Origin of the sequence: Streptomyces asoensis, assembly GCF_013085465.1 — a bacterium.
In the GTDB taxonomy this organism is placed as follows: domain Bacteria; phylum Actinomycetota; class Actinomycetes; order Streptomycetales; family Streptomycetaceae; genus Streptomyces; species Streptomyces cacaoi_A.
Genome location: NZ_CP049838.1, coordinates 7,493,576 through 7,517,006, shown reverse-complemented (window position 1 = coordinate 7,517,006; position 23,431 = coordinate 7,493,576). Strand labels below are relative to the sequence as shown.

The 23,431-nt window shown below is 71.6% G+C and carries 22 protein-coding genes; 7 read left to right on the top strand and 15 right to left on the bottom strand.

What is annotated here, in order from left to right:
* Positions 1-2 precede the first annotated feature (2 nt).
* Positions 3-830 (bottom strand): enoyl-CoA hydratase family protein, encoded by an 828-nt coding sequence (locus G9272_RS33785; protein ID WP_171400024.1) that lies wholly within the window; start codon positions 828-830, stop codon positions 3-5.
* Between the two features lie 289 nt (positions 831-1,119).
* Here G9272_RS33785 and G9272_RS33780 point away from each other — a divergent pair, with 289 nt between their 5' ends.
* Positions 1,120-1,605, top strand: coding sequence for an ATP-binding protein (locus tag G9272_RS33780; RefSeq protein ID WP_253268024.1), 486 nt, complete (start codon positions 1,120-1,122; stop codon positions 1,603-1,605).
* A 141-nt stretch (positions 1,606-1,746) separates the two neighbouring features.
* Here G9272_RS33780 and argF read toward each other — a convergent pair whose 3' ends face one another.
* Positions 1,747-2,760, bottom strand: coding sequence for an ornithine carbamoyltransferase (gene argF / locus G9272_RS33775; RefSeq protein ID WP_171400023.1), 1,014 nt, complete (start codon positions 2,758-2,760; stop codon positions 1,747-1,749).
* Between the two features lie 110 nt (positions 2,761-2,870).
* On the bottom strand, positions 2,871-4,094 hold the full coding sequence (locus tag G9272_RS33770) for an arginine deiminase (protein WP_171400022.1): 1,224 nt from the start codon (positions 4,092-4,094) through the stop codon (positions 2,871-2,873).
* A gap of 186 nt (positions 4,095-4,280) precedes the next feature.
* On the opposite strand from G9272_RS33770, the gene G9272_RS33765 reads away from it, so the two are divergent.
* Positions 4,281-5,450: an SPFH domain-containing protein gene (locus tag G9272_RS33765; protein ID WP_171400021.1), complete on the top strand. Its 1,170-nt coding sequence runs from the start codon at positions 4,281-4,283 to the stop codon at positions 5,448-5,450.
* Complete coding sequence (locus tag G9272_RS33760; protein ID WP_171400020.1) at positions 5,447-6,361, top strand: NAD(+)/NADH kinase; 915 nt, start codon at positions 5,447-5,449, stop codon at positions 6,359-6,361. Before G9272_RS33765 ends, G9272_RS33760 begins: the two co-directional genes overlap by 4 nt.
* A gap of 140 nt (positions 6,362-6,501) precedes the next feature.
* Here the strand turns inward: G9272_RS33760 and G9272_RS33755 are convergent, their stop codons facing one another.
* The 5 genes from G9272_RS33755 to G9272_RS33735 form a co-directional block, all read right to left on the bottom strand.
* Positions 6,502-7,071 carry a hypothetical protein gene (locus G9272_RS33755; RefSeq protein ID WP_171400019.1) on the bottom strand — a complete coding sequence of 190 codons (570 nt, stop codon included), beginning with the start codon at positions 7,069-7,071 and terminating at the stop codon, positions 6,502-6,504.
* Positions 7,068-9,686, bottom strand: coding sequence for a polynucleotide kinase-phosphatase (locus tag G9272_RS33750; protein WP_171400018.1), 2,619 nt, complete (start codon positions 9,684-9,686; stop codon positions 7,068-7,070). Before G9272_RS33750 ends, G9272_RS33755 begins: the two co-directional genes overlap by 4 nt.
* A complete protein-coding gene (locus G9272_RS33745) occupies positions 9,683-11,152 on the bottom strand; it encodes a 3' terminal RNA ribose 2'-O-methyltransferase Hen1 (RefSeq protein ID WP_171400017.1) in 1,470 nt (489 codons plus the stop codon). Before G9272_RS33745 ends, G9272_RS33750 begins: the two co-directional genes overlap by 4 nt.
* Positions 11,153-11,708: 556 nt before the next feature.
* On the bottom strand, positions 11,709-12,650 hold the full coding sequence (locus tag G9272_RS33740; RefSeq protein ID WP_171400016.1) for a DUF4232 domain-containing protein: 942 nt from the start codon (positions 12,648-12,650) through the stop codon (positions 11,709-11,711).
* 167 nt (positions 12,651-12,817) lie between these two features.
* Positions 12,818-13,741 (bottom strand): LLM class F420-dependent oxidoreductase, encoded by a 924-nt coding sequence (locus tag G9272_RS33735; protein WP_171400015.1) that lies wholly within the window; start codon positions 13,739-13,741, stop codon positions 12,818-12,820.
* A 240-nt stretch (positions 13,742-13,981) separates the two neighbouring features.
* Between G9272_RS33735 and G9272_RS33730 the strand changes: the two genes are divergently transcribed.
* Positions 13,982-14,167, top strand: coding sequence for a hypothetical protein (locus G9272_RS33730; protein WP_171400014.1), 186 nt, complete (start codon positions 13,982-13,984; stop codon positions 14,165-14,167).
* 121 nt (positions 14,168-14,288) lie between these two features.
* Here G9272_RS33730 and G9272_RS33725 read toward each other — a convergent pair whose 3' ends face one another.
* From G9272_RS33725 to G9272_RS33705, 5 genes are all read right to left on the bottom strand, one after another.
* Positions 14,289-14,768, bottom strand: a complete 480-nt coding sequence (locus G9272_RS33725) for a DUF6099 family protein (protein WP_171400013.1) — start codon at positions 14,766-14,768, stop codon at positions 14,289-14,291.
* 244 nt (positions 14,769-15,012) lie between these two features.
* On the bottom strand, positions 15,013-15,342 hold the full coding sequence (locus G9272_RS33720; protein ID WP_171400012.1) for a nucleotide pyrophosphohydrolase: 330 nt from the start codon (positions 15,340-15,342) through the stop codon (positions 15,013-15,015).
* Positions 15,339-16,514, bottom strand: coding sequence for an ATP-binding protein (locus tag G9272_RS33715; RefSeq protein ID WP_437184329.1), 1,176 nt, complete (start codon positions 16,512-16,514; stop codon positions 15,339-15,341). The genes G9272_RS33720 and G9272_RS33715 overlap by 4 nt, the downstream gene beginning before the upstream one ends.
* 335 nt (positions 16,515-16,849) lie before the next feature.
* Positions 16,850-17,239, bottom strand: a complete 390-nt coding sequence (locus G9272_RS33710; RefSeq protein ID WP_028806047.1) for a cell division protein SepF — start codon at positions 17,237-17,239, stop codon at positions 16,850-16,852.
* A gap of 907 nt (positions 17,240-18,146) precedes the next feature.
* A complete protein-coding gene (locus G9272_RS33705) occupies positions 18,147-18,662 on the bottom strand; it encodes a YceI family protein (protein WP_171400011.1) in 516 nt (171 codons plus the stop codon).
* 112 nt (positions 18,663-18,774) lie between these two features.
* On the opposite strand from G9272_RS33705, the gene G9272_RS33700 reads away from it, so the two are divergent.
* Positions 18,775-19,320, top strand: coding sequence for a MarR family winged helix-turn-helix transcriptional regulator (locus tag G9272_RS33700; protein ID WP_171400010.1), 546 nt, complete (start codon positions 18,775-18,777; stop codon positions 19,318-19,320).
* Positions 19,321-19,403: 83 nt separating this feature from the next.
* Here G9272_RS33700 and G9272_RS33695 read toward each other — a convergent pair whose 3' ends face one another.
* Positions 19,404-21,041: an MFS transporter gene (locus tag G9272_RS33695; protein ID WP_171400009.1), complete on the bottom strand. Its 1,638-nt coding sequence runs from the start codon at positions 21,039-21,041 to the stop codon at positions 19,404-19,406.
* Positions 21,042-21,192: 151 nt separating this feature from the next.
* Between G9272_RS33695 and G9272_RS33690 the strand changes: the two genes are divergently transcribed.
* Together G9272_RS33690 and G9272_RS33685 are read left to right on the top strand one after the other, a co-directional pair.
* Positions 21,193-21,492: a hypothetical protein gene (locus G9272_RS33690; protein WP_171400008.1), complete on the top strand. Its 300-nt coding sequence runs from the start codon at positions 21,193-21,195 to the stop codon at positions 21,490-21,492.
* A gap of 94 nt (positions 21,493-21,586) precedes the next feature.
* On the top strand, positions 21,587-22,372 hold the full coding sequence (locus G9272_RS33685) for an LmeA family phospholipid-binding protein (RefSeq protein WP_171400007.1): 786 nt from the start codon (positions 21,587-21,589) through the stop codon (positions 22,370-22,372).
* Between the two features lie 73 nt (positions 22,373-22,445).
* On the opposite strand, the gene G9272_RS33680 is transcribed toward G9272_RS33685, so the two are convergent.
* Complete coding sequence (locus G9272_RS33680) at positions 22,446-23,072, bottom strand: TetR/AcrR family transcriptional regulator (protein ID WP_171400006.1); 627 nt, start codon at positions 23,070-23,072, stop codon at positions 22,446-22,448.
* Positions 23,073-23,431: the final 359 nt, after the last annotated feature.

Genomic DNA, 23,431 nt, shown 5'->3' with positions numbered 1-23,431 from the left:
GGTCACCGCCCCCGCCACTTCGGCGGTCGCTTCTGCGTGAACGCCTCGTGGAACTCGGCGTAGTCCTCGCCGTTCATGAGCAGGGCCTGGGTGGAGGCGTCCAGTTCGACGGACGCGGCGAGCGGCATGTCCAGTTCCGCCGTGAGGAGCGCCTTGGTCTGGGCGTACGCCAGTGCGGGTCCGTCGGCCAGGCGGCGGGCGAGTGCCTGTGCGGCCTCGTCGGACCGGCCCTCGTCCGTCAGTTCGCTGATCAGGCCGATGCGCTCGGCCTCGGGGGCGCGGACCGGCTCACCGAGCATGAGCAGCCGGGTGGCGTGGCCGAGGCCCACGACCCGGGGCAGCAGATAGGCGGCGCCCATGTCGCCGCCGGAGAGGCCGACGCGGGTGAAGAGGAACGCGAAGCGGGCGCTGGGGTCGGCGATCCGGAAGTCCGCGGCCAGGGCGAGGACCGCGCCGGCGCCCGCCGCCACGCCGTGCACGGCGGCGATGACCGGGAACGGGCACTCCCGTACGGCGCGCACGACCTGGCCGGTCATCCGGTTGAAGTCGAGAAGCCGGGCGGTGTCCATGCCGAGGGTGGCGCCGATGATCTCGTCGACGTCTCCGCCGGAGCAGAAGCCGCGGCCCTCGCCGGCCAGTACCAGGGCGCGGACCGACCGCTCCCTGGACAGCTCGGCGAGCAGATCGCGCAGGTCGGCGTAGGCGCCGAAGGTGAGGGCGTTGAGTTTCTCGGGACGGGCCAGGGTGACGGTGGCGACGCCGTCGGTGAGCTCGACGCGCAGGTGGTGCCAGTCGGAGGTACGGGCGGCGGAGCCGGTGAAGGGACTCATGAGGGCGGCCTCCTCGACAGTCACTCCCGAAGTTATCACCTTCTGGTGACTGTCGTCATGAGTACGCGATAGAGCCTCCGGGAAGAATCGCTGTGTCACCGCACGACATGTTCTCGTCACACACGTCACCGGTCGTCAATAACGCGGTAACAACGGGATCAGGTACGCGAGAGGGACCGTTGACCCGGGTAAGTCGCCGGGCAGGGGCCGAGGGTCCCGTACGGCGCCCGACGAGCGCCTCTGCCGGAGGCCGCCGTACCATTCCTCAAGTTGAAAGCAGGACCGCCTGATGTCGATCACCGGAACCTGCGCCATGAACGGACTCGCCTTGTACGAACGCCCCTCCGAGCCGGCCGCCTCCTGGCGTATCGCGCTGCCGCACTCCGCCGCGGCCGTGCCGGTGGCCCGTGCGCTGGTCCGAACGGCACTGGCCGAGCTGAAGCACGGGGCGGACAGCGACACCGCGGAGCTGCTCACCGCCGAGCTGGTGGCCAACGCCGTGGAGCACACCGCCGGGGACGCCCCGATAGAGCTGGTGGTCGAGCTGAAGCCGACCGGCTGCCAGGTCGAGGTGCACGACGCCGACCCGGTTCCGCCCGGCGATCTCACCCGTCCTTCCGGGAAGGAGCCCGACCCCTGGCAGGAGCACGGGCGCGGGCTGCTGCTCATCCGCACCCTCAGCTCGTCCTGCGGGCACCGGCCCACCGAGCAGGGCAAGGCGGTGTGGTTCAGGCTCGCCGCCGTCCCGCCGCAGTGGCGCCCGCATCCGGCGTGACGTCGACCGACCCGGCCCCGACGGGCGCGCCCCGCGTCAACCGTGGGTTGCGGCGCCCGTAGCGGACATGGAGTGTGAGTCCGTAGCGGACATGGAGTGTGAGTCCGTAGCGGACGTGGAAAGTGAGTCCGATCCGCTCGCTCAGGCGAGCGTCGCCACCAGTACCGCCTTGATGGTGTGCAGGCGGTTCTCCGCCTCGTCGAAGACGACCGAGTGGGCCGACTCGAACACCTCGTCCGTCACCTCGAGGGAGTCCAGGCCGTGGGTCTCGTGGATCTCGCGGCCGACCTTGGTGCCGAGGTCGTGGAAGGCCGGAAGGCAGTGCAGGAACTTGACGTCCGGGTTGCCGGTTGCGCGCAGGACGTCCATGGTCACGGCGTACGGGCCGAGGGCGGCGATCCGCTCGTCCCAGACCTCCTTGGGCTCACCCATGGAGACCCACACGTCGGTGGCGACGAAGTCGGCGCCCGCCACGCCCTCGGCGAGGTCCTCGGTGAGCAGGATCGCGGCCCCGGAGCCCTCGGCCAGCTTCCGGGCCTGCGCGATCACCTCGTCGGCGGGCCAGTACTCCTTGGGCGCGACGATCCGGACGTCCATGCCGAGCAGAGCGCCGGTGACCAGGTAGGAGTTGCCCATGTTGAAGCGGGCGTCGCCGAGGTAGGCGAGGACGAAACGGTCGTCCACGAGGTTCTTGGCGCAGTGCTCGGTCATCGTGAGCACGTCGGCGAGCATCTGGGTGGGGTGCCAGTCGTCGGTGAGTCCGTTGAAGACGGGCACGCCCGCGTGGGCGGCGAGCTCCTCGACCTGCTGCTGGCTGGATCCGCGGTACTCGATGCCGTCGTACATCCGGCCCAGCACACGGGCGGTGTCCTTCACCGACTCCTTGTGGCCGATCTGGGATCCGGAGGGGTCGAGGTAGGTGGTGGAGGCGCCCTGGTCGGCGGCGGCGACCTCGAACGCGCAGCGGGTGCGCGTCGAGGTCTTCTCGAAGATCAGGGCGATGTTCCTGCCACGCAGGTGCTGGACCTCGGCCCCGGCCTTCTTGGCGGCCTTCAGCTCGGCGGCCAGCTCGATCAGGCCGCGGAACTCCTCCTCGGTGAAGTCCAGCTCCTTGAGGAAGTGGCGGCCGGCGAGGGCGGTCGGGACTGTCGCCATGGGGGTCGCTCCAGAAGTGCGGTGAAGAGTTGCAGTGCACGGGACTGCGGTGGCAGGGACCCTCGGAAGTCTATACGACCCTCAGCATTTTTATACAGACGCCTGTACGCCTATACGGCACTCCGTTCGACCGGGCAGCTCATACAGCGCGGCCCGCCCCTCCCCCGGCCCAGCTCACTGCCGGGGATCTCGATCACTTCGATGCCCTGTTTGCGCAGATGGGTGTTGGTGGTGACGTTGCGCTCGTAGGCGACGACGACGCCCGGCTCGACGGCGAGGACGTTGCAACCGTCGTCCCACTGCTCACGCTCGGCCGCGTGGACGTCCTGGGTGGCGGTGAGCACGCGGATCTCGCTCAGACCGAGGGCGGCGGCGATCGCGCGGTGCATGTGCTCCGGCGGATGGTCGGTGACCTTCAGCTCCTTCTCCCCGACGCCCGGTTCGATGGTGTACGAGCGGAGCATGCCGAGGCCCGCGTACTGGGTGAAGGTGTCGCCGTCGACCATCGTCATCACGGTGTCGAGGTGCATGAAGGCGCGCCGCTTCGGCATGTCGAGGGCCACGATGGTCTCGGCCGAGCCCGCCGCGAACAGCTTGTGGGCGAGCATCTCGACGGCCTGCGGGGTGGTGCGCTCACTCATGCCGATCAGCACGGCGCCGTTGCCGATGACGAGGACGTCACCGCCCTCGATGGTGGACGGATAGTCGGCCTGCCCCTCGGACCAGACACGGAACGTCTCGCTTCGGAACAGCGGGTGATGCCGGTAGATCGCCTCGAAGTGGACGGTCTCGCGCTGCCGGGCCGGCCAGCGCATGGCGTTGATCGCGACGCCGTCGTAGATCCAGGCGGAGGTGTCGCGGGTGAAGAGGTGGTTGGGGAGGGGGTCGAGGAGGAAGTCGTCGAGGTCCATGACATGGAAGCGCACGGAAGTCGGTTCGGGATGCGCTTCCAGAAACTCCCGCTTGGTCATGCCGCCGACGAGGGCCTCCACCAGTTCCGGGGCGGGGAGTGTCTCGAAGGCGGCGCGGAGGTGGTCGGTGGCGAGCACCCCGTACTCCTTCTCGTCGAAGACGCGGTCCAGGACGAGCGCTCGGGCCGCCGGGGTCTCCAGGGCCTCCGTGAGCAGGTCGCCGAAGAGGTGTACGGCGACACCGCGGTCGCGCAGCACGTCGGCGAACCCGTCGTGCTCGGCGCGCGCCCGGCGCACCCACAGCACGTCGTCGAAGAGAAGTGCGTCCTTGTTGCTGGGGGTGAGCCTTTTGAGCTCGAGATCCGGCCGGTGAAGGATGACGCGGCGCAGCCGCCCGGCCTCGGAGTCGACATGGAATCCCATGTCTCCATCCTGACCATCGGGGACCGCCTTCACCCCCTACTGGACCGTTTCCGCACGAGCTTATTCCTCCCCTCGTCGCCTCCGCCGCCTTCCACCCGTTCTCGTCCCCTTGACGACAAGGGGAACGCGCGACTATCGTTTTCCTTATCGTCGCACTGACGAGAAATGGAACGAGGGGGGTCTCTCATGGCCGACATCACCCGGCGCCTGGGCTGGCGCCATCTGCGCGGCGCTCCGACGGCGCATGTGCGCCACCACCGCTCCGGCAAGCTGGCGCACGACGGTCCCGGGCTCAGCTTCTGGTTCCGCTCACTGAGCGCGGCGCTCTCCGAAGTGCCGGTGGACGACCGTGAGTTGGCGATGACCTTCCACGCCCGCACGGTCGACTTCCAGGACGTGGCGGTGCAGGCGACGGTGACCTACCGGATCAGCGACCCGGCCGTCGCCGCCGCCCGCCTCGACTTCTCCATCGACCCGGACACGGGCGTGTGGCGCAGTGCGCCCCTGGAACAGCTCGGCACCCTGCTGACGGAGACGGCGCAACAGCACGCGCTGGACGTCCTCGCGCGTACGTCGCTGGCGTCGGCGCTGGTGGACGGCGTGAAGTCGGTACGGGAGCGGGTCGCAGCGGGGCTGGCGGCGGAGCCGCGACTGCCGGCCACGGGCATCGAGATCGTGGCCGTGCGGGTCGTCGCGCTGCGTCCGGAACCGGAGGTGGAACGGGCGCTGCGCACCCCGGCACGTGAGCAGATCCAGCAGGAGGCCGACCGGGCGACGTACGAGCGGCGGGCGGTGGCCGTCGAGCGGGAGCGGACGATCGCCGAGAACGAACTGGCCAGCAAGATCGAACTGGCCCGCCGTGAGGAGCAGTTGGTCGAACAGCGCGGTACGAACACCCGTCGTGAGGCGGAGGAGAACGCGGCGGCGGACAAGGTACGGGCGGAGGCGGAAGCCACCCGGTCCGTGCGGCTCGCGGAGGCGGAGGCCGCGCGGTCGGTGAAGCTGGCGGAGGCGGAGGCCGCGAAGCAGGTGCGGCTGGCGGACGCCGAGGCGCAGCGCACGGAGCGGCTGACCCAGGCGGAGGCGACGCGCACGGTCCGGCTCGCGGAGGCGGAGGCGGCCCGCTCGGTCCAACTCGCCCACGCCGAGGCGCAGGCGGCGCGCGAGGTCGGCGAGGCGCGGGCCCAGGCACAGGCGGCCTGGCTGCGCGTGCACGCGGACGTCGACGTGGCGACCCTGCACGCCCTCACCGGGACACGCCTGGCCGAGAACCTGCCGCGCATCGACAGCGTGACGATCTCGCCGGACGTCCTCACCGGGCTCCTGTCGAGGCTCGGCGCCGGGGAACGGGAATGAGTCTCGCCCCGCGGGCCGTGCTGGTCCACCGCATCACGGAGTACGAGGAGTTGGTGGCCCGGCACGGCACCCACGGCCAGGCCGCCTTCTTCCTCTCCTCGCGGGGCCGGGACATCGAGGAGATCGCCGAACGCCACCGCCGCACCAGGCGGGCCATGGCGGAGGTGACGGCGGCGATACCTCTGACCTGGCGTCAGACCCGGGTGGAGCGCGCGGACTTGGACCGCTTCCTCTTCGCACCCGAGGACGTCGTGGTCGTGGTCGGCCAGGACGGACTGGTGGCGAACGTCGCCAAGTACCTGGCCGGACAGCCGGTGGTGGGCATCGACACCGACCCCGGCCGCAACCCGGGCGTCCTGGTCCGCCACCGCCCGGCGGACGCCCGGCTGCTCCTGCCCTCCGTGCTCGCGGCGGGCACCGGCACGGACGGGCTGACCATGGTCGAGGCGGTGGCCGACGACACCCAGCGGCTGCTGGCCCTCAACGAGATCTACCTGGGCGCCGCGGGGCACCAGACCGCCCGCTACCGCCTGGGCCTCGACGACGACGGGGGTGCCGTCGAGGCCCAGGCCTCCTCCGGGGTGCTGGTGGGCACGGGCACCGGGGCGACCGGCTGGATCCGGTCGGTGTGGCAGGAGCGGGGCGGCGGCGGGGGCGACATGGGCCTGCGCCTTCCGGGCCCGACGGAGGACCGGCTGGTGTGGTTCGTACGGGAGGCGTGGCCCTCCCCCGCGACCGGCACCTCGCTGGTCGCGGGCGAGCTCGCGGCCGGCGGCCGTCTGACGCTCACCGTCGAGTCGGAACGGCTCATCGCCTTCGGTGACGGGATCGAAAGCGATGCGGTGGAGCTGACGTGGGGGCAGCGCGTACGGGTGGGGCGGGCGGAGGCGGCGCTGCGGCTCGTCGGTTGAGCCGCAGCGCCAACCCCCGCCCGCGGGTGACGAGTTGAGGCCGGTGGTGGATCGATCCGCAGCACACTCGTCCACCGGTCGGGCAGGCAGTCGCTCCGCACGCCCACCGGCCGGGCCCACAGCGGCTCGGCCCCCTGCGGTCAGGACGGCAGCGCCCCCGCATGCCCACCGGTCAGGGGCGGCAGCGCCTCCGCCACCCTGCGGTACTCCTCCGCTCGTGCCTCGGCCAGCTCGCGCAGCGCGGGCAGACCCGCTGAGCGGAGCCGCTCCGCCGCCTCCTTCTGGCAGGCCAGTTCGAAGTCGACGAGCCGGGTGAAGGAGCCGATCCGGACGTCCGACGGCCAGGCGGCCGCCGCGTCCACGGCCTTGCCCACCCCCTGCTCGGGGGTGAGCTGCCGGTCGGGCCGGGCGGCGACGAGCGCGATGAACACGAGCCTCGACCCCTCCCTGAAGAAGTCCGCGCCCGGCAGCTCAGGCGCATACCTGGCATCCAGACCCCAGTTCTCGCCGAACGCCGCCCCCAGCACCTTGCCGTCGAGCTCCTGTCCGCCGAGGGACGCCATGAGGTGCTGCATCCCCTCGGCGACCACGTCGTAGCGGTCGGACAGCCCGGCCCGGGCGGCGAGCACCCGCAGCGCCCCGTCCAGCCGGACGAACGCCGCGCAGCACAGCTCCTCGCCCGTCGCGTCGAAGCCCGACGCCCCGCTCACAACCGCGGGTCCACCGGCTCCGACTCCAGGGCCAGCACGCCGAACACCGCCTCGTGGACGCGCCACAGGGGCTCCCCCTCGGCCAGGCGGGCCAGGGCCTCCAGGCCGAGGGCGTACTCGCGGATCGCCAACGACCGTTTGTGGTTGAGGAAGCGCCCGCGCAGTCGGGCGAGGTTGTCGGGCCGGGTGTACTCCGGGCCGTAGATGATCCGGAGGTACTCGCGGCCCCGGCACTTGATGCCGGGCTGGACCAGGCGGCCCGCACTTCCCCCACTCTCGGCTTCGCTCGAGCGGGGGGACCCCCCTCGGACCAGGGCGCCCAGCGGCTTGACGACCATGCCCTCGCCGCCTCGGCCCGTCATCTCCAGCCACCAGTCGACACCGGCCTGGACCGACTCGGGGTCGGCCGTGTCGACGTAGAGGCGCCGGGTGGTCTGGAGCAGGCCCGTGTTGTCGTGTTCCACCAGCCGGTCGAGGAGCGACAGCTGCTCGTCGTGCGGCAGGTCGGCGAGGCTGCGGCCCTGGACCGCGAGGATCTGGAACGGGGCCAGCCGTACGCCGTCCAGGCCGTCCGTCGTCCAGCAGTAGCGACGGTACGCCTCGGTGAACGCTGCCGCGTCCGAGGCGCGTTCGCGCTGGCGGGAGAGGAGGTCCCCGACGTCGACACCGCGTGCCGCCGCGCCTTCCAGGGCGGACAGGGCGCCCGGGAAGACCGCGCGGGACGCGGCGCCCACGGCCGCGTACTGCGAGCGGAGCAGACCCGAGGCCTTCAGCGACCAGGGCATCAGCTCGGCGTCCAGCAGAAGCCAGTCGACCGCGCCGGAGGCGCTGTCGGGTGCGGCCAGCTCCGACCAGAGGCCCGCCTCTTCCACCGCCGTCCGTATCCGGCCGAGGATCTCCTCCGTCACGCTCTCGTCGTCGAAGAACGGCCGGCCCGTGCGGGTGTAGAGGGATCCGGTGGGGCCGTCCACTCCGAAACGCTTACGCGCCGTTTCCGCGTCCCGGCACACCAGGGCCACCGCCCTCGAGCCCATGTGCTTCTCCTCGCACACGACCCGCGCGACACCGTCCTGCGCGTACTGCGCGAACGCCTCCGCCGGGTGCTCCAGGTAGCCCTCGACGTGCGAGGTGGCCGTGGGGGCCATCGTCGGCGGCAGGTACGGCAGCAGCCGCGGGTCCACCGCGAAACGGCTCATGACCTCCAGGGCCGCGGCCGCGTTCTCCTCGCGGATGGAGACACGGTTCTGACCCTCGTAACGGGTTTCGACAATGCGTCGGCCGTGCACGTCCGCCAGGTCCAGCGGACGGCCGTCGTGCCCGCCGGGCGCCTCGGAGCGCAGCGGCTTCGCCGGCTCGTACCAGACCTGCTCCGCCGGTACGTCGACCAGCTCGCGCTCCGGCCAGCGCAGCGCGGTCAGCTTGCCGCCGAACACGGCGCCGGTGTCCAGGCAGATGGTGTTGTTCAGCCAGGTGGCCTCCGGGACGGGCGTGTGGCCGTAGACCACCGCCGCACGGCCCCGGTAGTCCTCCGCCCACGGGTAGCGCACCGGCAGGCCGAACTCGTCGGTCTCGCCGGTGGTGTCGCCGTACAGCGCGTGCGAGCGGACGCGGCCGGACGTGCGGCCGTGGTACTTCTCCGGCAGGCCCGCGTGGCAGACCACGAGCCTGCCGCCGTCGAGGACGTAGTGGCTGACGAGGCCGTCGATGAACTCCCGTACCTCGGCGTGGAACTCCTCGCTCTCGCTCTCCATCTGCTCGATGGTCTCGGCCAGGCCGTGGGTGTGCTGGACCTTGCGGCCACGCAGGTGACGGCCGTACTTGTTCTCGTGGTTGCCCGGCACGCAGAGGGCGTTGCCCGACTTGACCATCGCCATCACGCGGCGCAGGACGCCCGGGCTGTCCGGGCCCCGGTCGACCAGGTCACCGACGAACACGGCTTGCCGGCCCTCCGGGTGGACGCCGTCCACATAGCCCAACTTGCCGAGCAGGCCTTCCAGTTCGAAGGCGCAGCCGTGGATGTCGCCGATGATGTCGAAGGGGCCGGTGACGTGGGTCAGGTCATTGAAGCGCTTCTCGGTGACAACTGAGGCGCTCTCGATGTCCTCGACGCCCCGCAGGACGTGCACCTTGCGGAAGCCCTCACGCTCCAGGTGGCGCAGCGAGCGGCGGAGTTCGCGGGTGTGGCGCTGGATGACCCGCCGGGGCATGTCGGCGCGGTCGGTGCGGGCCGCATTGCGTTCGGCGCACACCTCCTCCGGCACGTCCAGCACGATGGCGATGGGCAGCACGTCGTACTGCTTCGCCAGGTCGACCAGCTGACGGCGGGCGTCCTGCTGCACGCTGGTCGCGTCGACCACCGTGCGGCGGCCGGCCGCGAGCCGCTTGCCCGCGATGTAGTGCAGGACGTCGAAGGCGTCCCGTGTCGCGCTCTGGTCGTTCTCGTCGTCGGAGACCAGACCTCGGCAGAAGTCCGAGGAGATGACCTCGGTGGGCTTGAAGTTGCGGCGGGCGAAAGTGGACTTGCCGGACCCGGACGCGCCGATCAGCACGACGAGGGAGAGGTCGGTGACGGGCAGTACACGGCCCTGCTTCATGGAAACCTGAGTCTCGGTCATGCTGCCTTCGCCTCCTTCTCGTTCACGCTGCTCATGGTGAAAACGGCCATCTGGGTGGGCGGCCCGACCTCCGGGTCGTCCAGGCCGACCGGGACGAACTCGACGGCGTAGCCGTGCCGTTCGGCGACCTTGGCCGCCCAGCCGCGGAACTCCTCGCGGGTCCACTCGAAGCGGTGGTCGCCGTGCCGGACGTGGCCTGCCGGGAGGCTCTCCCAGCGGACGTTGTACTCGACGTTCGGCGTGGTCACGAGGACCGTGCGCGGGCGGGCCGCACCGAACACCGCGTACTCCAGGGCGGGCAGCCTGGGCAGGTCGAGGTGCTCGATCACCTCGCTGAGCACGGCGGCGTCGTAGCCCTTGAGGCGGGTGTCGGTGTAGGCGAGCGAGCTCTGGAGGAGCTGGACGCGGGAGGCCTGCCGCTCGCCCATGCGGTCCAGCTTCAGCCGCCGGGAGGCGATGGTGAGCGCGCGCATCGACACGTCGACACCGACGATCTCGGTGAAGCGCGGGTCCTTCAGCAGCGCCTGCACCAACTGGCCCTGGCCGCAGCCGAGGTCAAGGACCCGGGCGGCCCCGGACTCCGTCAGCGCCGTGACGATCGCCTCGCGGCGCAGCACGGCCAGCGGGGTCGGACGCTCCTCCGTCTCGGCCTCCGCCTCGACCGCGTTGTCGATCTCCTCGACCTCGCTGTCGTCGGCTTCGGCGAGCCGGACCAGCTCCAGCCGCTCCATCGCCTGGCGGGTCAGCGACCAGCGGCGGGAGAGGTAACGGCTGGTGATCAGTTTCTGCTGAGGGTGCTCGGACAGCCAGCCCTCGCCGGCGCGCAGCAGCTTGTCGACCTCGTCGGAGGCGACCCAGTAGTGCTTGGCGTCGTCGAGGACGGGCAGCAGGACGTACAGGTGACGCAGGGCCTCGGCGACGGTGAGCGTCTCCGACTCCAGGACCAGGCTCACGTACCGCGAGTCGCCCCACTCCTCGAACTCCGTGTCGAGAGCCACCGGTTCGGCACTCACGGCCCAGCCGAGCGGCTCGAAGAGAGCGCGTACCAGGTCGGCGCCGCCGCGGGCGGGCAGTGCGGGCACCTCGACCCGCAACGGCCGTGTCTGAGCGGGGAGTTCGGGCTTCGCCGCGCAGACGCCGCGCATCGCGCTGGAGAACACGCCGCTCAGGGCGACCGCGAGCAGTGAGGAGGCCGCGTAGGGGCGGTCGTTCACGTACTGGGCGAGGGCCGCGTCCGGAGCACCGCCCCGGCCCTTGCCCTTGCCGCGCCGGACCAGCGCCACGGCGTCCACCTCCAGCAGCAGCGCCGCCGTGCAGCGCTCGGCATCGGCCTCGGGATAGAGGACGTGGGCCTTGCCGTAGGAGGTGGAGAACGCCTGCGCCTTGTCGGGATGCTTGTGCAGCAGGAAGCCCAGGTCGGTGGCGGGACGTTCGGGGGTGCCGGTGGTGCTGATCGTCAGGAACACGTGGGTGCCTCGGTAGGGTTCGGAAGAAGGAGCGAAAGCGCTGATCGTGCGCTCGCGCACCCCTACAACGTACAGAGAACGCTTCCCCACCACTCGCGATTTTCCAAGCCGGCCGACGACCGTCCGCACTGGTCAGACACCGGGTGCCGGGGGCGGGGACGTGGGCGGGCGGCAGGAGGAATCGCCGGGGGGCGGGGCCTGCGGGTCGGACGACTCGCCGGGGGCAGCCGGGCGGCGGACCGGGCTGCTCCCCGGGGCCGCCGAGCGCCAGGCCGAGCCGCACCCCCGAGCCGCCGAGCGCCAGGCCGAGCCGCACCCCCGAGCCGCCGAGCGCCAGGCCGAGCCGCACCCCCGAGCCGCCGAGCGCCAGGCCGAGCCGCACCCCCGGGCCGCCGAGCGCCAGGCCGAGCCGCACCCCCGGGCCGCCGAGCGCCAGGCCGAGCCGCACCCCCGGGCCGCCGAGCGCCAGGCCGAGCCGCACCCCCGGGCCGCCGAGCGCCAGGCCGAGCCGCACCCCCGGGCCGCCGGGCGGCGGAGTGTTCCGTCTCTCCGTCTGTTACTCCGGTGTGCTTCGCCATGGGCTGACGCCCAGTTTTCCGGTGGTGCCGAGGTCCAGGTGGGGGGTCACCATCACCGGCGCGGCGTCTGACTTGGCGCGCACCCGGACGTACGGGACGTCGACCGCGGTGCCGGAGCCGGTGGTGTTGCGCCACATCAGGCCGGCGCTCGCGCGTTCGCCGGGCTTCAGGGTGACGGGCCGGGGCGGGTCGTCGAACCCGGTGACGGTGGAGATACCGCCGCTGCCCTTGAAGATCTTGACGCCGCCGATCGGCTCATGGTCCTCGTCGAGGAGGCTCACCTGTGGGTAGCCGTCCACTGTGTAGTCGCGATCGCCGCAGTTCTCCAGGACGAGTCCCACGACGCGCAGCCCCATCGCGGCATCGCCGTCGTCGGCGGAGACGCGGATCCCGGAGGGCGGGCAGACCCCGGCCTCGGTCGGCGCCTCGTCGGCCGGGACCTTGGTCACCTCGCCGACCTTCACCATCGTGACCGGGGAAGCTCCCGGCGCGAGCATTCCCGGTCGGACAGTGCCCCGTACCGTCCGGCCGGCCCCCACCGAGCGCACGGTCACCCGCTCGTTGCTCATGACCTCGCCCGCGCTCGTCGTGAAGTCGAACAGGACGGTGTACGTCAGCTCCTCGGTACCGGAGTTGGTGACCTCGTAGGCGGCCGAGATGCCGGAGTCGGCGGCGAGCCCGGTCGGGAGGCGTTCGACCTTGACGGGGCCGCCGCCGGATGTGCTGGGGCTCGCGGAGGCGGAGGGGATGGTCACCGAGGTGATCCGGACCCCGTCCACGGCGGGCTCGGTGACCTGCGTCCGCGGCGTCGAGCCGCTCGCGCCGACGCCGCCGTTCTGCGTGCCGGCGTGTTCCGATCCGCATGCCGTGAGGAGCAGCACGGCGGCGAGGGCCGGGAGGAGTGGGAGGGGTCTGCACATCCGGCCACCTCATCAGGGCCCGGCCATGCCGACTGTGACGGAGGCCATACCTCCGGTCACAGCCGTGTCACAGATGATCGGCGGCGCCTCCCGACTGCCGGACAAGGAGGACAACGATGTCCAAGCCGAGCCGGGGCGCGCCGCCGTTCACGTCCCTGTCCCCCGTGCTAGGTCAGCTGCGCCTGCACCTGGGCGGAGATCAACTCCAGGTGGTCCAGGTCGTGCAGGTCGAGGACCTGGAGGTAGAACCGCCGGGAGCCGGCCTCGGCGTAACGGCCGATCTTGTCGACGACCTCGGCCGGGGAACCGGCCAGCCCGTTGGCCTTCAGCTCGTCGACCTCACGGCCGATCGCGGCGGCACGCCGGGCGAGTTCCTGGTCGTCCTTGCCGACGCAGACGACGAGGGCGTTGGAGAAGGTGATCGCGTCGGCTGCGCGGCCGATCTCCTGCGCGGCCGCCCGCACCCGGCCGAACTGGCGCTCACTGTCCTCGACCGAGCCGAACGGCATGTTGAACTCGTCGGCGAACCGGGCGGCCAGCCGCGGCGTGCGGGTCGCACCGGTGCCGCCGATCAGCACCGGGATCTTCGCCTGCACGGGCTTGGGCAGCGCGGGCGAGTCGGTGAGGTCGTAGTACGTGCCGTGGAAGTCGTACGTCTTGCCGAGCTCCGTCGCCCACAGACCCGTGACGATCTCCAGCTGCTCCTCCAGCCGGCCGATCTTCTCCTTCGGGAAGGGGATGCCGTACGCCGTGTGCTCCTCCTCGAACCAGCCCGCGCCCAGGCCCAGTTCGACGCGGCCGCCGGACATCTGGTCCACCTGCGCGACCTGGATGGCGAGGACGCCGGGCAGCCGGAAGGTGCCGGCGGTCATCAGCGTGCCGAGGCGTATGCGCTTGGTCTCGCGGGCGAGCCCGGCGAGGGTGATCCAGGCGTCCGTGGGACCCGGGAGACCGCTCACGTCGCCCATCTTCAGATAGTGGTCGGACCGGAAGAAGGCGTCGAACCCGAGGTCCTCGGTGGCCTTCGCCACGGTGAGGAGGGTGTCGTAGGTCGCCCCCTGCTGGGGCTCGGTGAAGATACGCAGATCCATACCTCCATCCTGCACTCCGGCCTTCCCGTCAACCCCACCGGTCCCGTCTCCCCCGGCCGTCCCCGGTCGGGTGAAAAACGCCTGTGCCGTGCGTGGGCGGTTGCCCGGGCAAGTGACCCGCCCCTCCGGTGATCGTTGGGCGGGCGGAGCCGGACCGCCCGGCGCCCGTACCCGGCTGGTCAGCGCCGGGACGCACCCGCATCGCTCTCCTCACGGGGGGCCAGGGCCGAGGAGGCCGTCATGTCCGAAGAGACCGTGCCGCAGCAGGGCGGAGCCCCCGCCGCAGCCCAGCCGAAGGGGTTGTTGCAGCAGATGGAGGAGCTGATGGCGGCCTTGAACGCGGATCTGTCGGCGCTGGATTCGGATTTCCAGTCGACCGGGGGTGGGCGGCGGGGGCCGGGAGAAGAAGGCGGCATGGCGGGCTGACTCTCTCTCGCCCCCCCAGCCCCCTCCCCTTCCGCTCTTCCGCCCTTCCGCCCTTCCGCCCTTCCGCCCTTCCGCCGGGTGCCGGGTGCCGGGCGCCGAGTGCCGGACAGGTCGGTTTCCCTCACCTCTCCGGCAGGGCGCCTTCTCTTTCCTCCCGTTCCTCCCTCGCCGCCAGCTTGCGCAGCATCTCCAGGACCCGGTCCCTGGACTCGTCCGCCGCGTCGATGGCCTCCATGCACTTCCAGTACGTGCCCTGGTCGTCCGCCGAGCTCGCGAGGCCGACCAGGGCGATGCCGACCTCGCCGAGCAGGCCACTCAGGTCGAGCAGCGCCCGGCGGGCGTCGTCCAGTTCGGTGAGCCGGGCGGCGAGCAGGTCCCCGGGGTCGAGGTCCGGCGCGCCCAGCACACCGCAGCCTCTGCCCGCCAGCTCGGTCAGCCCCAGCGCCTCGCCACGCAGTTCGGGCGGGCCCGAGACGGCGAGGCGACTGCCGATCGCCTGCGCCAGGGCCTGCGCCTGCCACACCTCCGCGAGAATCCCCGCTCCTTCGCCGCCGCCCGCGAGCGCGCGCCTGCTCGTCAGGATGAGCCGCACCGCGTCCATGCGCTGCCCCCGTCTGCCCCGACGTGCTGCCGCACGTCCGCCCGAACACCCGTGTCCACCGGTCCACTACCCAGAGTGAGGGTCTATGGGGCGAAAAGCCAGAGGAAGACCGAAATCTGTGGACAACAAATCGATTTCGGTCCGCCCTTCGACTGCGGAGAGTGAAAACGGACTGCTCGGCTCACCTTCGAGGTACCGCCCCGGCACCGCTACGCCACCGCTAGGCCACCGCGCTGTGTCACCGCTACGGCGCCGGGAACCTGTGCTCGTTGCGGTCGATCTTCGCGTTCAGCGCCGCCAGCGGATCGACACCGAGCACTTCGCACAGCTGGAGCAGATAGGCGAGCACGTCGGCGACCTCGTCCGTCACCCGGTGGGCGGTCTCCGGGTCCTCCATCACGCGCGCCGACTCCTCCGGCGTCAACCACTGGAAGATCTCGACCAGTTCGGACGCCTCCACGCTGAGCGCGGCGACGAGGTTCTTCGGGGTGTGGAAGGGCTGCCAGTTCCGCGCGGCCGCGAACTCGGCGAGTCTGCGCTGGAGCTTCGCCACGTCGAGGTGTTGTTCTGTCACGGACCCAGGTGTACCACCGTCACTCCCTCCGTCCGGGTGGCCCCGTACCCGTCGCCGACCGCGCCGACGCAGCGGATGTGCCCGCGCTCGGCCATCCGCACCGCCAGCCGCAGCAGTTCGGCGCGCTGTCGTACGTCGAGGCCACGGTCGAGGCCGTCCGCGAGCAGGGTGAGGGTCTGCATCGCGGCGGGCACCTCGCCGGCCGGGTCCACGTCGAGGACGCCCGGCCCGGTGAGCAGCACCAGTGCGAGGGCGACGTAGCGCAGCTCGCCGTATCCCAGCCGGGCGAGTTCCGTACGACTGCCGTCGGCGCGGTGGAGCAGTGCGCGGACCGTGCCGTCGGCCAGCGGTTCGGCGCGCAGGTCCACGACCGGCCCGGTGGATCCGGCGGACAGCGCGGCCACCAGTTGCGCGTGCCGCCGTCCGCACTCCTCGCGGGTGCGCCAGAGGACGTCGGCGAGATTGTCGCAGCCGGCGAGCAGTCGGCCGGAGCCGGTGGGGACGGGGCCCCCCATCCAGTCGGGCTGCGGATCGCAGGCGAAGACGGACCGCAGGGCGACGACCATCTGTTCCGCGGCGGCGAGCACCTGCCGCTGTCCGTCGGTCTTGCCGGCCACGCGCAGCGGCAGCAGGGCGGTGCCGAGCCGGTCGTCGGGCAGCGGGGCGCGCGTCACCGGCGCGGAGCCGCCGGTGTGCCAGGCGGCCTGTACCGTGCGGCGCCCGGGATCGCGCAGCGCCGTCTCCAGCAGCACGACACCCGCCGCGCTCAGCCGCTCCCCCACGATGCGCAGCTCGGGTTCGGCCTGCACGGCGACGTCGAGCAGAACGGGGCCGCCGGGCCCGTCGGCCGTGCATCCGATACGGAACCCCCGACGACGCTGGGCATCGGGCCGCGCCCCCTGCGGCACACACGCGGCCGGGTCGGCGAACACCTCACCCAGCGGGGCCCCTCCCCCCAGCCGCGCCAGCGCCTCGTACGCCCGCAGCGCGCTGCTCTTGCCGCTCCCACTGGCCCCGACGAACAGCGTGACCGCCCCCAGCGGAAACCGGGCCCGCCGATGCCCCGCGAAGGCCGAGAGCCGCAGTTCGGTGACGCAGGGCCGGACGTACCGCACCCCGGCGGACGCCGTACGGGGACCCGGCGCGGGGGACGGAACATGTCGCTCCGCCACGGACGGCGCCTGCGCGGGCACGGTGCGGGAGACGTCCCCGGGCGGCGGCCCGTCGGACGCAGGGTGGGGTAAGGGTGAGGAGGAGGCAGCGGAAGAGGTAAACGGCGAGGGCATATCCGGACCGTAGGACTCCGCCACCAGACGAACCGTTCCGCCCCGAAAAGCTTCCTACGATCGAGCGACCGCGACGCCCCCTACGATCGTCGCGGAGCGCGACAAACGGCAAGGGCGACGTGAGCGGCGCGAGCCGCGCGAGCCGATGGGCCGGGTGAGCCGATGGGCCGGGTGTCGCCGAGCGCCGCGCTCGGTGCGGTCGCTCGACGCCGCAGGGCCGCTCAGACTCCGGGTACCCCAGCCCCCTCCATGATTCCGCTGACCTCGGTGCCCGGTGGGGTCAGCAGGAAGACGTTGCGGTCGACCCGGTGCATGCCGCTGGCCAGGCCGAAGACGACTCCGGTGGAGAAGTCCAGGACCCGCTTGGCGGTATCGGTCTCCGCGCCCGTCAGGTCGAGCAGCACCGGAATGCCCGCCATCAGCGTCTCGGCGACCTCGCGGGCGTCCGCGAAGACGTTGACCCGCAGCACGACGAAACGGCGCCGGGTCTCGGTCTCCGCGTCGGGGAGCGAGCGATGGCTCACCGCCGACGGCCACGCGTCCCGGCCCCGCAGCGGAACAACCTGAGCGAGCCCTTCCCACTGTTCATCGGTGACGTCGTAACGGTTCACCGGCACCCCCCGAACTGACTCGCCTTCAATGCCTGCACCAGCCATTCTTACGCCAAGTCACCCGTTCAGCCCAACAGCGACACGGACCGCCACCGTCTCCGGTGCCGCGCAGCGGCTTCCCAGCCGCGGCCACACCGGAATCTTCACGTCCAGGCGCACCCCGCTCACCAGCCCCGATTGCGTTGCGAAACCGCTTGCTCGGCGGCGATGAAGGTGATCAGCGGGGTGGGCTCGGTGCGCGTGTCGCTGTGCCTCGCGGACGGCAGCGATCGGCTCGCGGTATGTGCACGCGAGCATGCTGACAGCGGCGGCGGTGCTACCGCGCTGCCCCGGTCGGTTCTCTTCCCGGCGATGCGGTCCAAGGACGGCCACTGCCTGTTGATGGCACCGCTGGGATGGCTGCCGCGGCACCGCGCTTCCGTCGGAGTTCGCCCGTGCCTGGCAGCCGCACCCGGCCCGCCGGCGGGAGCGCACCGGCGGCCGACCCGCATGGCCGACCCGGATCACCGACCCGGATCACCGCGTCAGCTCACCGCGTCGGCTCACCGCGGTCGTACTGATCGTCGTCCCGGCTCCTGGCGCGTACGACAGTTGCGGCGACGGGGACGACGCCCCCGCTGTACATCTGGGTCACGTCGGCCCGCCGAACCTCTACAACTGCCGTGTCACTCACGCCACTTGAGATCGACAACACCCAAGGCGGCGCCCTCGGCCACCACTTCACATGGACCGCCGACACGCATGGAGCCGTACTGGATGATCGCGAAGGGCCCCCGCCCCCCGGCCCTCCGCGGAGTCCGCGCCGACGCCACGGTGGCCTACGAACTCCCGTCGCCCGCAGGGAAGTTCACTTCATCACGCAAAGCCGGCCACAAAAAGGCTCCCTGACGTGGCGTCAGCCAACGCCTCAGGCGACCGTGCGCGTGAAGCGGAGCGTGGTGGTGATCGCCGTCAGGCCGCCCATCATGCCGAGCTGGTTCAGGGTGATCCCGAACTCGTTCCGGTCCACGGTGAATGTGGCATCCAGGGTGACGGCGTCCGCGTCCACCTGGCTCAGGCGAGCGGTGAAGTTCTGCGGGCGGCTGATGCCGTGCACCGTCAGCTGGCCGGACACCTTCACCACCCTGTCGGCGCCGAGTTCGGCGGCGTGCACAGCGAAGGTGATCTCGGGGTACTTCTCGACGTCGAAGAAGTCCGCGCTGCGCAGGTGCGTGTCCCGCTTGGCGTTCTTGGTGTCGATGGAGGCAGCGTCCAGGACCAGGGTGCCGGTGACGGTTCCGTCGGCGGCCACCTCGCCCCCGCCGCTGACGGTGGTGAAGACACCCTTGGCAGCGACCAGGCCCCACATCGCCTTGTGCTTCAGGGCGACGGTGGAGGCGCCCGCGTCGAGCTGCCACAGTCCTGTTTCCACGGCGACGGTCATGGCAGTTCTCCTTGGTGTTCCACATCTGGATAAGGGTCAGGGCCACGCTAGCCGGTTATCCAAATCTGAACAACGGGGTCATGCAAATTTGGACTAGAGATACACTCGAAGCATGGCAGATTCCCCTGAACACCCCGTCGACCTGCCCGCATGCCCGTCAGTGCAGGGCGCCGGGGCCGGTCTGCTGCCACCCGAACTGCGTGGCTGGATGTTGCTGCTGGCCGCGACCGGCGCGGTGGAGCAGCGGCTGCGTTCGGTGGTCAAGGAGCGGCTCGACGTCTCGCACGACGAGTTCCTGGTCCTGTGCCTGCTGGCGGAGCAGCCCCAGGGCGGCCTCCGCATGACCCGCGTCGCGGAGCTGCTGGGGCGGCCCAAGACCCGGCTGACGTACCAGATCGCCTGCCTTCAGCACGCCGGTCTCGTCACCCGCAGGTCGGTGTGCGAGGACAAGCGCGGCATAGAGGTGGCCCTCACCGACAAGGCCCGGGACCTGCTCCGGGAGGCGTCCGGCGCCCTGGCCGAGACGGTGACGGGGGCGTTGGCCCATGTCATGGGGCCCGAACAGTGCGCCGCGATGAGCGGCCTGATTCCGAAGGCGGCCACGGCGACGGAACCGCAGCCGGAGCCGGGGCGGGAACACGCCACCGTCTCCGACTGAAGTCCGGACGCCGATCGCCCCACCGGCGGAGTTCCGAGGAACCCTGCGGCAGGGCGGGACGAGCGGGCAGCCGGGCGGACCGTCTACCGGGAGGCGTCGGAGTACTCCTCCGCGGCCGCGACCTCCCCCGACCCCTCCGATCCCTCCGACCGCTGCGACCGCTCCGTGTCCGCTGAGGCCTTGCGGCCGGGCAGGACCGCGAAGACGATCAGCGTGCCGGCGGCCATGATGATCCCGCCGACCAGGCTGGTCTGGGCGACACCGTGCGCGAAGGCCTCGTGCACCGCCTCGACCAGGGCCTGCGCCTGCTGCGCCCCACCGGCGGGGTCCTTCGCGACCTGCTCGGCGACCGCCAGGCCACCGCCCACCGAGTCCTTGGCGGTCTCCAGGGCGGCGGCGGGAAGGTTGCCGCCGACCAGGTCGGTCAGCTCGTCGCGGTACGCGGTGCCGAGGAGCGAGCCGAGGATCGCGATGCCGAGCGATCCGCCCAGCTCCAGCGCGGTGTCGTTGGCGCCGCCGCCGACACCCAGCTCACTCTCCGGGAACGACCCCATGATCGTGTCGGTGGCCGGGGACACGCTCAGGCCGATCGCGAAGCCCAGCATCATCATCGGGGCGAGGAAGTCCGTGTACGTCGAGCCCGTGTCGACCCGGGTGAGCAGGAAGACGCCCACGGTGCCGATCACCATGCCGGACACGACCATCGCCCGCACGCCCAGCTTCGGGGTCAGCCGCCCGGTCACCGCGGCGCCGACGAAGACCGCACCGGCCAGCGGCAGCAGTCGTACACCGGTCTCCAGCGCGTCGTAGTTCAGCACGAACTGGAGGAACTGGGTGGAGTAGTAGATCGCGCCGAAGGTGCCGAAGAAGAAGAACAGCACCGCCAGCATCGAACCGCTGAAAGGCCGCAGCCGGAACTTGCGGACGTCCAGCATCGGATGCGGATGCCGCAGCTCCCAGGCCACGAACCCCACCATGCCGACCCCGGCGACCACGGCCGCGGCGATCGGGCCGGCACCCCAGCCGAAGTGCGGGCCCTCGATGGTCGCGTACACCAGCGAGCCGACGGAGACGATCGACAGCAGACCGCCGACGTAGTCGATCCGGCCCATGCCCGCCGCCTTGGACGGCGGGATCAGCGCGAGCGCGCCGACGACGGCGACGACCGCGATGGGGACGTTGATCAGGAAGGTCGAGCCCCACGCATGGTCCTGGAGCAGCCAGCCGGCGACCAGCGGACCGACGGCGATGGCCAGCCCCGAGGTGGCCGTCCAGGCCGTGATGGCCTTGGCCCGCTCACGCCGCGGGAAGATCGCGACCAGCAGCGACAGCGTGGCCGGCATGACGACCGCGGCACCGACACCCATGATCGCGCGGGCCGTGATGACCAGCGCGGTCTGATCCACCAGGCTGCCCATCACCGAACCGCCCGCGAAGACCAGCAGCCCGGTGACGAGCGCGCCACGGCGGCTGTACTTGTCGCCGATCGACCCCAGCACGAGCATCAGCGCCGCGTACGGGACCGTGTAGCCGTCGATGACCCACTGGAGGTCACTGCTGCTCAGGCCCAGGTCCGTGGTCATGTCCGGTGCGGCCACGATCAGTGAGGTGTTCGCCATGACCACGATCAACAGGCTCAGGCAGAGCACGATCAGCGCGGACCAGCGCTTGGCGTACGGCCCGGTCATCTTCTCGACGGGTGTGTTGACGGGGAAGGGCATGGGGGGCTCCTAAGGCGACGAGTTAATTGCCCGTTGATGTGCAGGCTAGTTTATTGCCCACTGGTGTGCAAATATTTCGATGACCCCGCTGCTCCGAGCCCAGAGGAGGCGAAGTGACCGGCCGACCGCCCCCGCGGGAACCAACCGAGGCGTGGCTCCGACGCCCGGCCTCGCCGAGATCGCCGAGATCGCCGAGATCGCCGACGCCACGAGTGCCCTGACACGCTCCGTCCTCACCTTGTGCGCGGTGGACGACCGCTTTCGCACCCTCATCGGACTCGCTGATCGGACTCAGTCACCGGGCTCACCCGCCGGCACCTCGTCGCCGCCCGGCTCGGTGAACTCCTCACCACCGCCCGGGACATGGCCGTCCCGTATCGGCCCCCTTGCCACCGTCGACACCGAAGGCCGGGCCGACGACGGCACCCGTGCCGCCGCCTCCCCGTCCTGATCGCCGCGGACGTCGAAGGCGACACCGCGGCCCCGACCGTCCGCCGCCCGCACACCACCCGGCAGACGAAGCCGCCTCCCACGAAGGAGAGTTGATGTACCGGCCCACGTACGAGGCCGGCGCGTCCTACGACACGACCGAAGCACCCCGCACCCGACGCCGACGGCGACCGGCCGCCACCACCATCGCCCTCGCCGCCCTGCTCACGCTGATCCTGGTCCCCACCACGGTCGACCGGCTCGTGACGGCACGGGTGGAGTCACGAACGGCGAAGGCGTTCCAGGAGGGCATGGACACCCCGGCGCGGCCCGAGGTCCACGTGCGCGGGTTCCCCGTCCTGACGCAGGTGGCCTCCGGCACCCTGCGGAGAGTGGACATCACCGCCCACGACATCCCCGCCGACGGGTCGGCCCGCCCGCTGCCACTGTCCGAACTCGACCTACGACTGGACGGGCTGACCAGGTCCGACGACGGCAGCGAGGCGCGGGCCCGCTCGGCGGCGGCGACCGCCCGGCTGTCCTACCCGGACGTGTCGGACGCCCTGGGTCTGGAGGTGTCCCAGGGCAAGGGGCCGGGCCGGATCAGCGCGGACATCCTGCTGCCTCTCGGCGGAGGAAAGATCACAGTGACAACGACCGTCTCGGCGGCGTCCGGCAACCGGATCGCGTTCGACGACTTCCGGGTCGAGGGCGGCGCACTGCCCGCCGTCGGGGAAGCGGTACTCGACAAGGTCTTCGAACAGCCGATCCAGCTGCGGAACCTCCCCGACGGCCTGAGCCTGCGCTCCGTGACCACCACCGCCACCGGCCTCGACGCCCGGTTCACGGGAAGGTCGGTCACCTTCCGCCCGGACGAAGCATTGTCGGACCAAAACCTGTGAGCGCAGACGGAAAGGCAGGAGGCCTATGGCGAGCCGGACGCTTCAGGCCCCCGGCCCAGCGCTGCCGCTACCGCTACCGCTGCCGCCGAGAGACCTCGCCGACCACGGCCCGGGCCCGGTCCTCCGGCACCCCCGCCGCGACGAGCGTCACGACGGCCGTCCGGGTCCCGTCGTCCTCCAGCGCCCCGGTGTTGACCTCTTCCAGCAGCGCGACCTGCATCGCCTCGAGCCCCGCGCTCAGCACGGCGGGCGGCAGCTGCGTGTGGAAGACACCGTCGCGCTGTCCGCGCGTCAGGATGGCGGTGACCTCGTCGCGGGCGGGGGCGAGGACCTCGGCGACACGCTCGTCGCCCAGATCACGCCGGGCCAGCGCCAGGAGCAGCCGGTAGCGGTCGCCCACCGGCCAGATCGTGTGCACGAAGTGCGCGAGCGCCCGCTCGGCCGGCTCCTGCGGCGCCGCCGCGACCGCCAGCGCGCCACGCAACGCCTCGGACGCCTCCTCCGCGAGCGCCTCCAACAACGCCGCCCGCCCGGGAAAGTGACCGAAGAGAGTCCGTCGTACAACGCCGGAGGCCCGCGCGATCTCCTCCAGGGTGACGTCCGGGTTCCGGCCGAGCTCCTGCCGGGCCGTGGCCAGAATGCGCGCCCGGTTGGACCGCGAATTACGCCGCTGCGGCTCGCGGGCCACGGAGTGGGTCACGGGAAACCTCGGGTGGTTCGGTACGGACGAACGGACGACGGGCGCCCATTGTGGCGGATCTTCGCCCCGGGGGCGACTCGGGCTCGACCCGGGTACGACCCGGATGCACCCCTGGTACGACCCGGATGTGCCCCTGCTACGACCCGGATGCCCCCCAACGAGGGCAGCGTCTCACCGGCAGCAGGCGTCCCACAGTCCGCCGCGTCCCACCGACAGCCGCCTCGCACCAACCGCCGCGTCCCACCGACCACCGCCTCGCACCGACCGCCGCGTCCCACCGACCACCGCCTCGCACCAACCGCCGCGTCCCACCGACCGCCGCCTCGCACCGACCGCCGCGTCCCACCGACAACACCCTC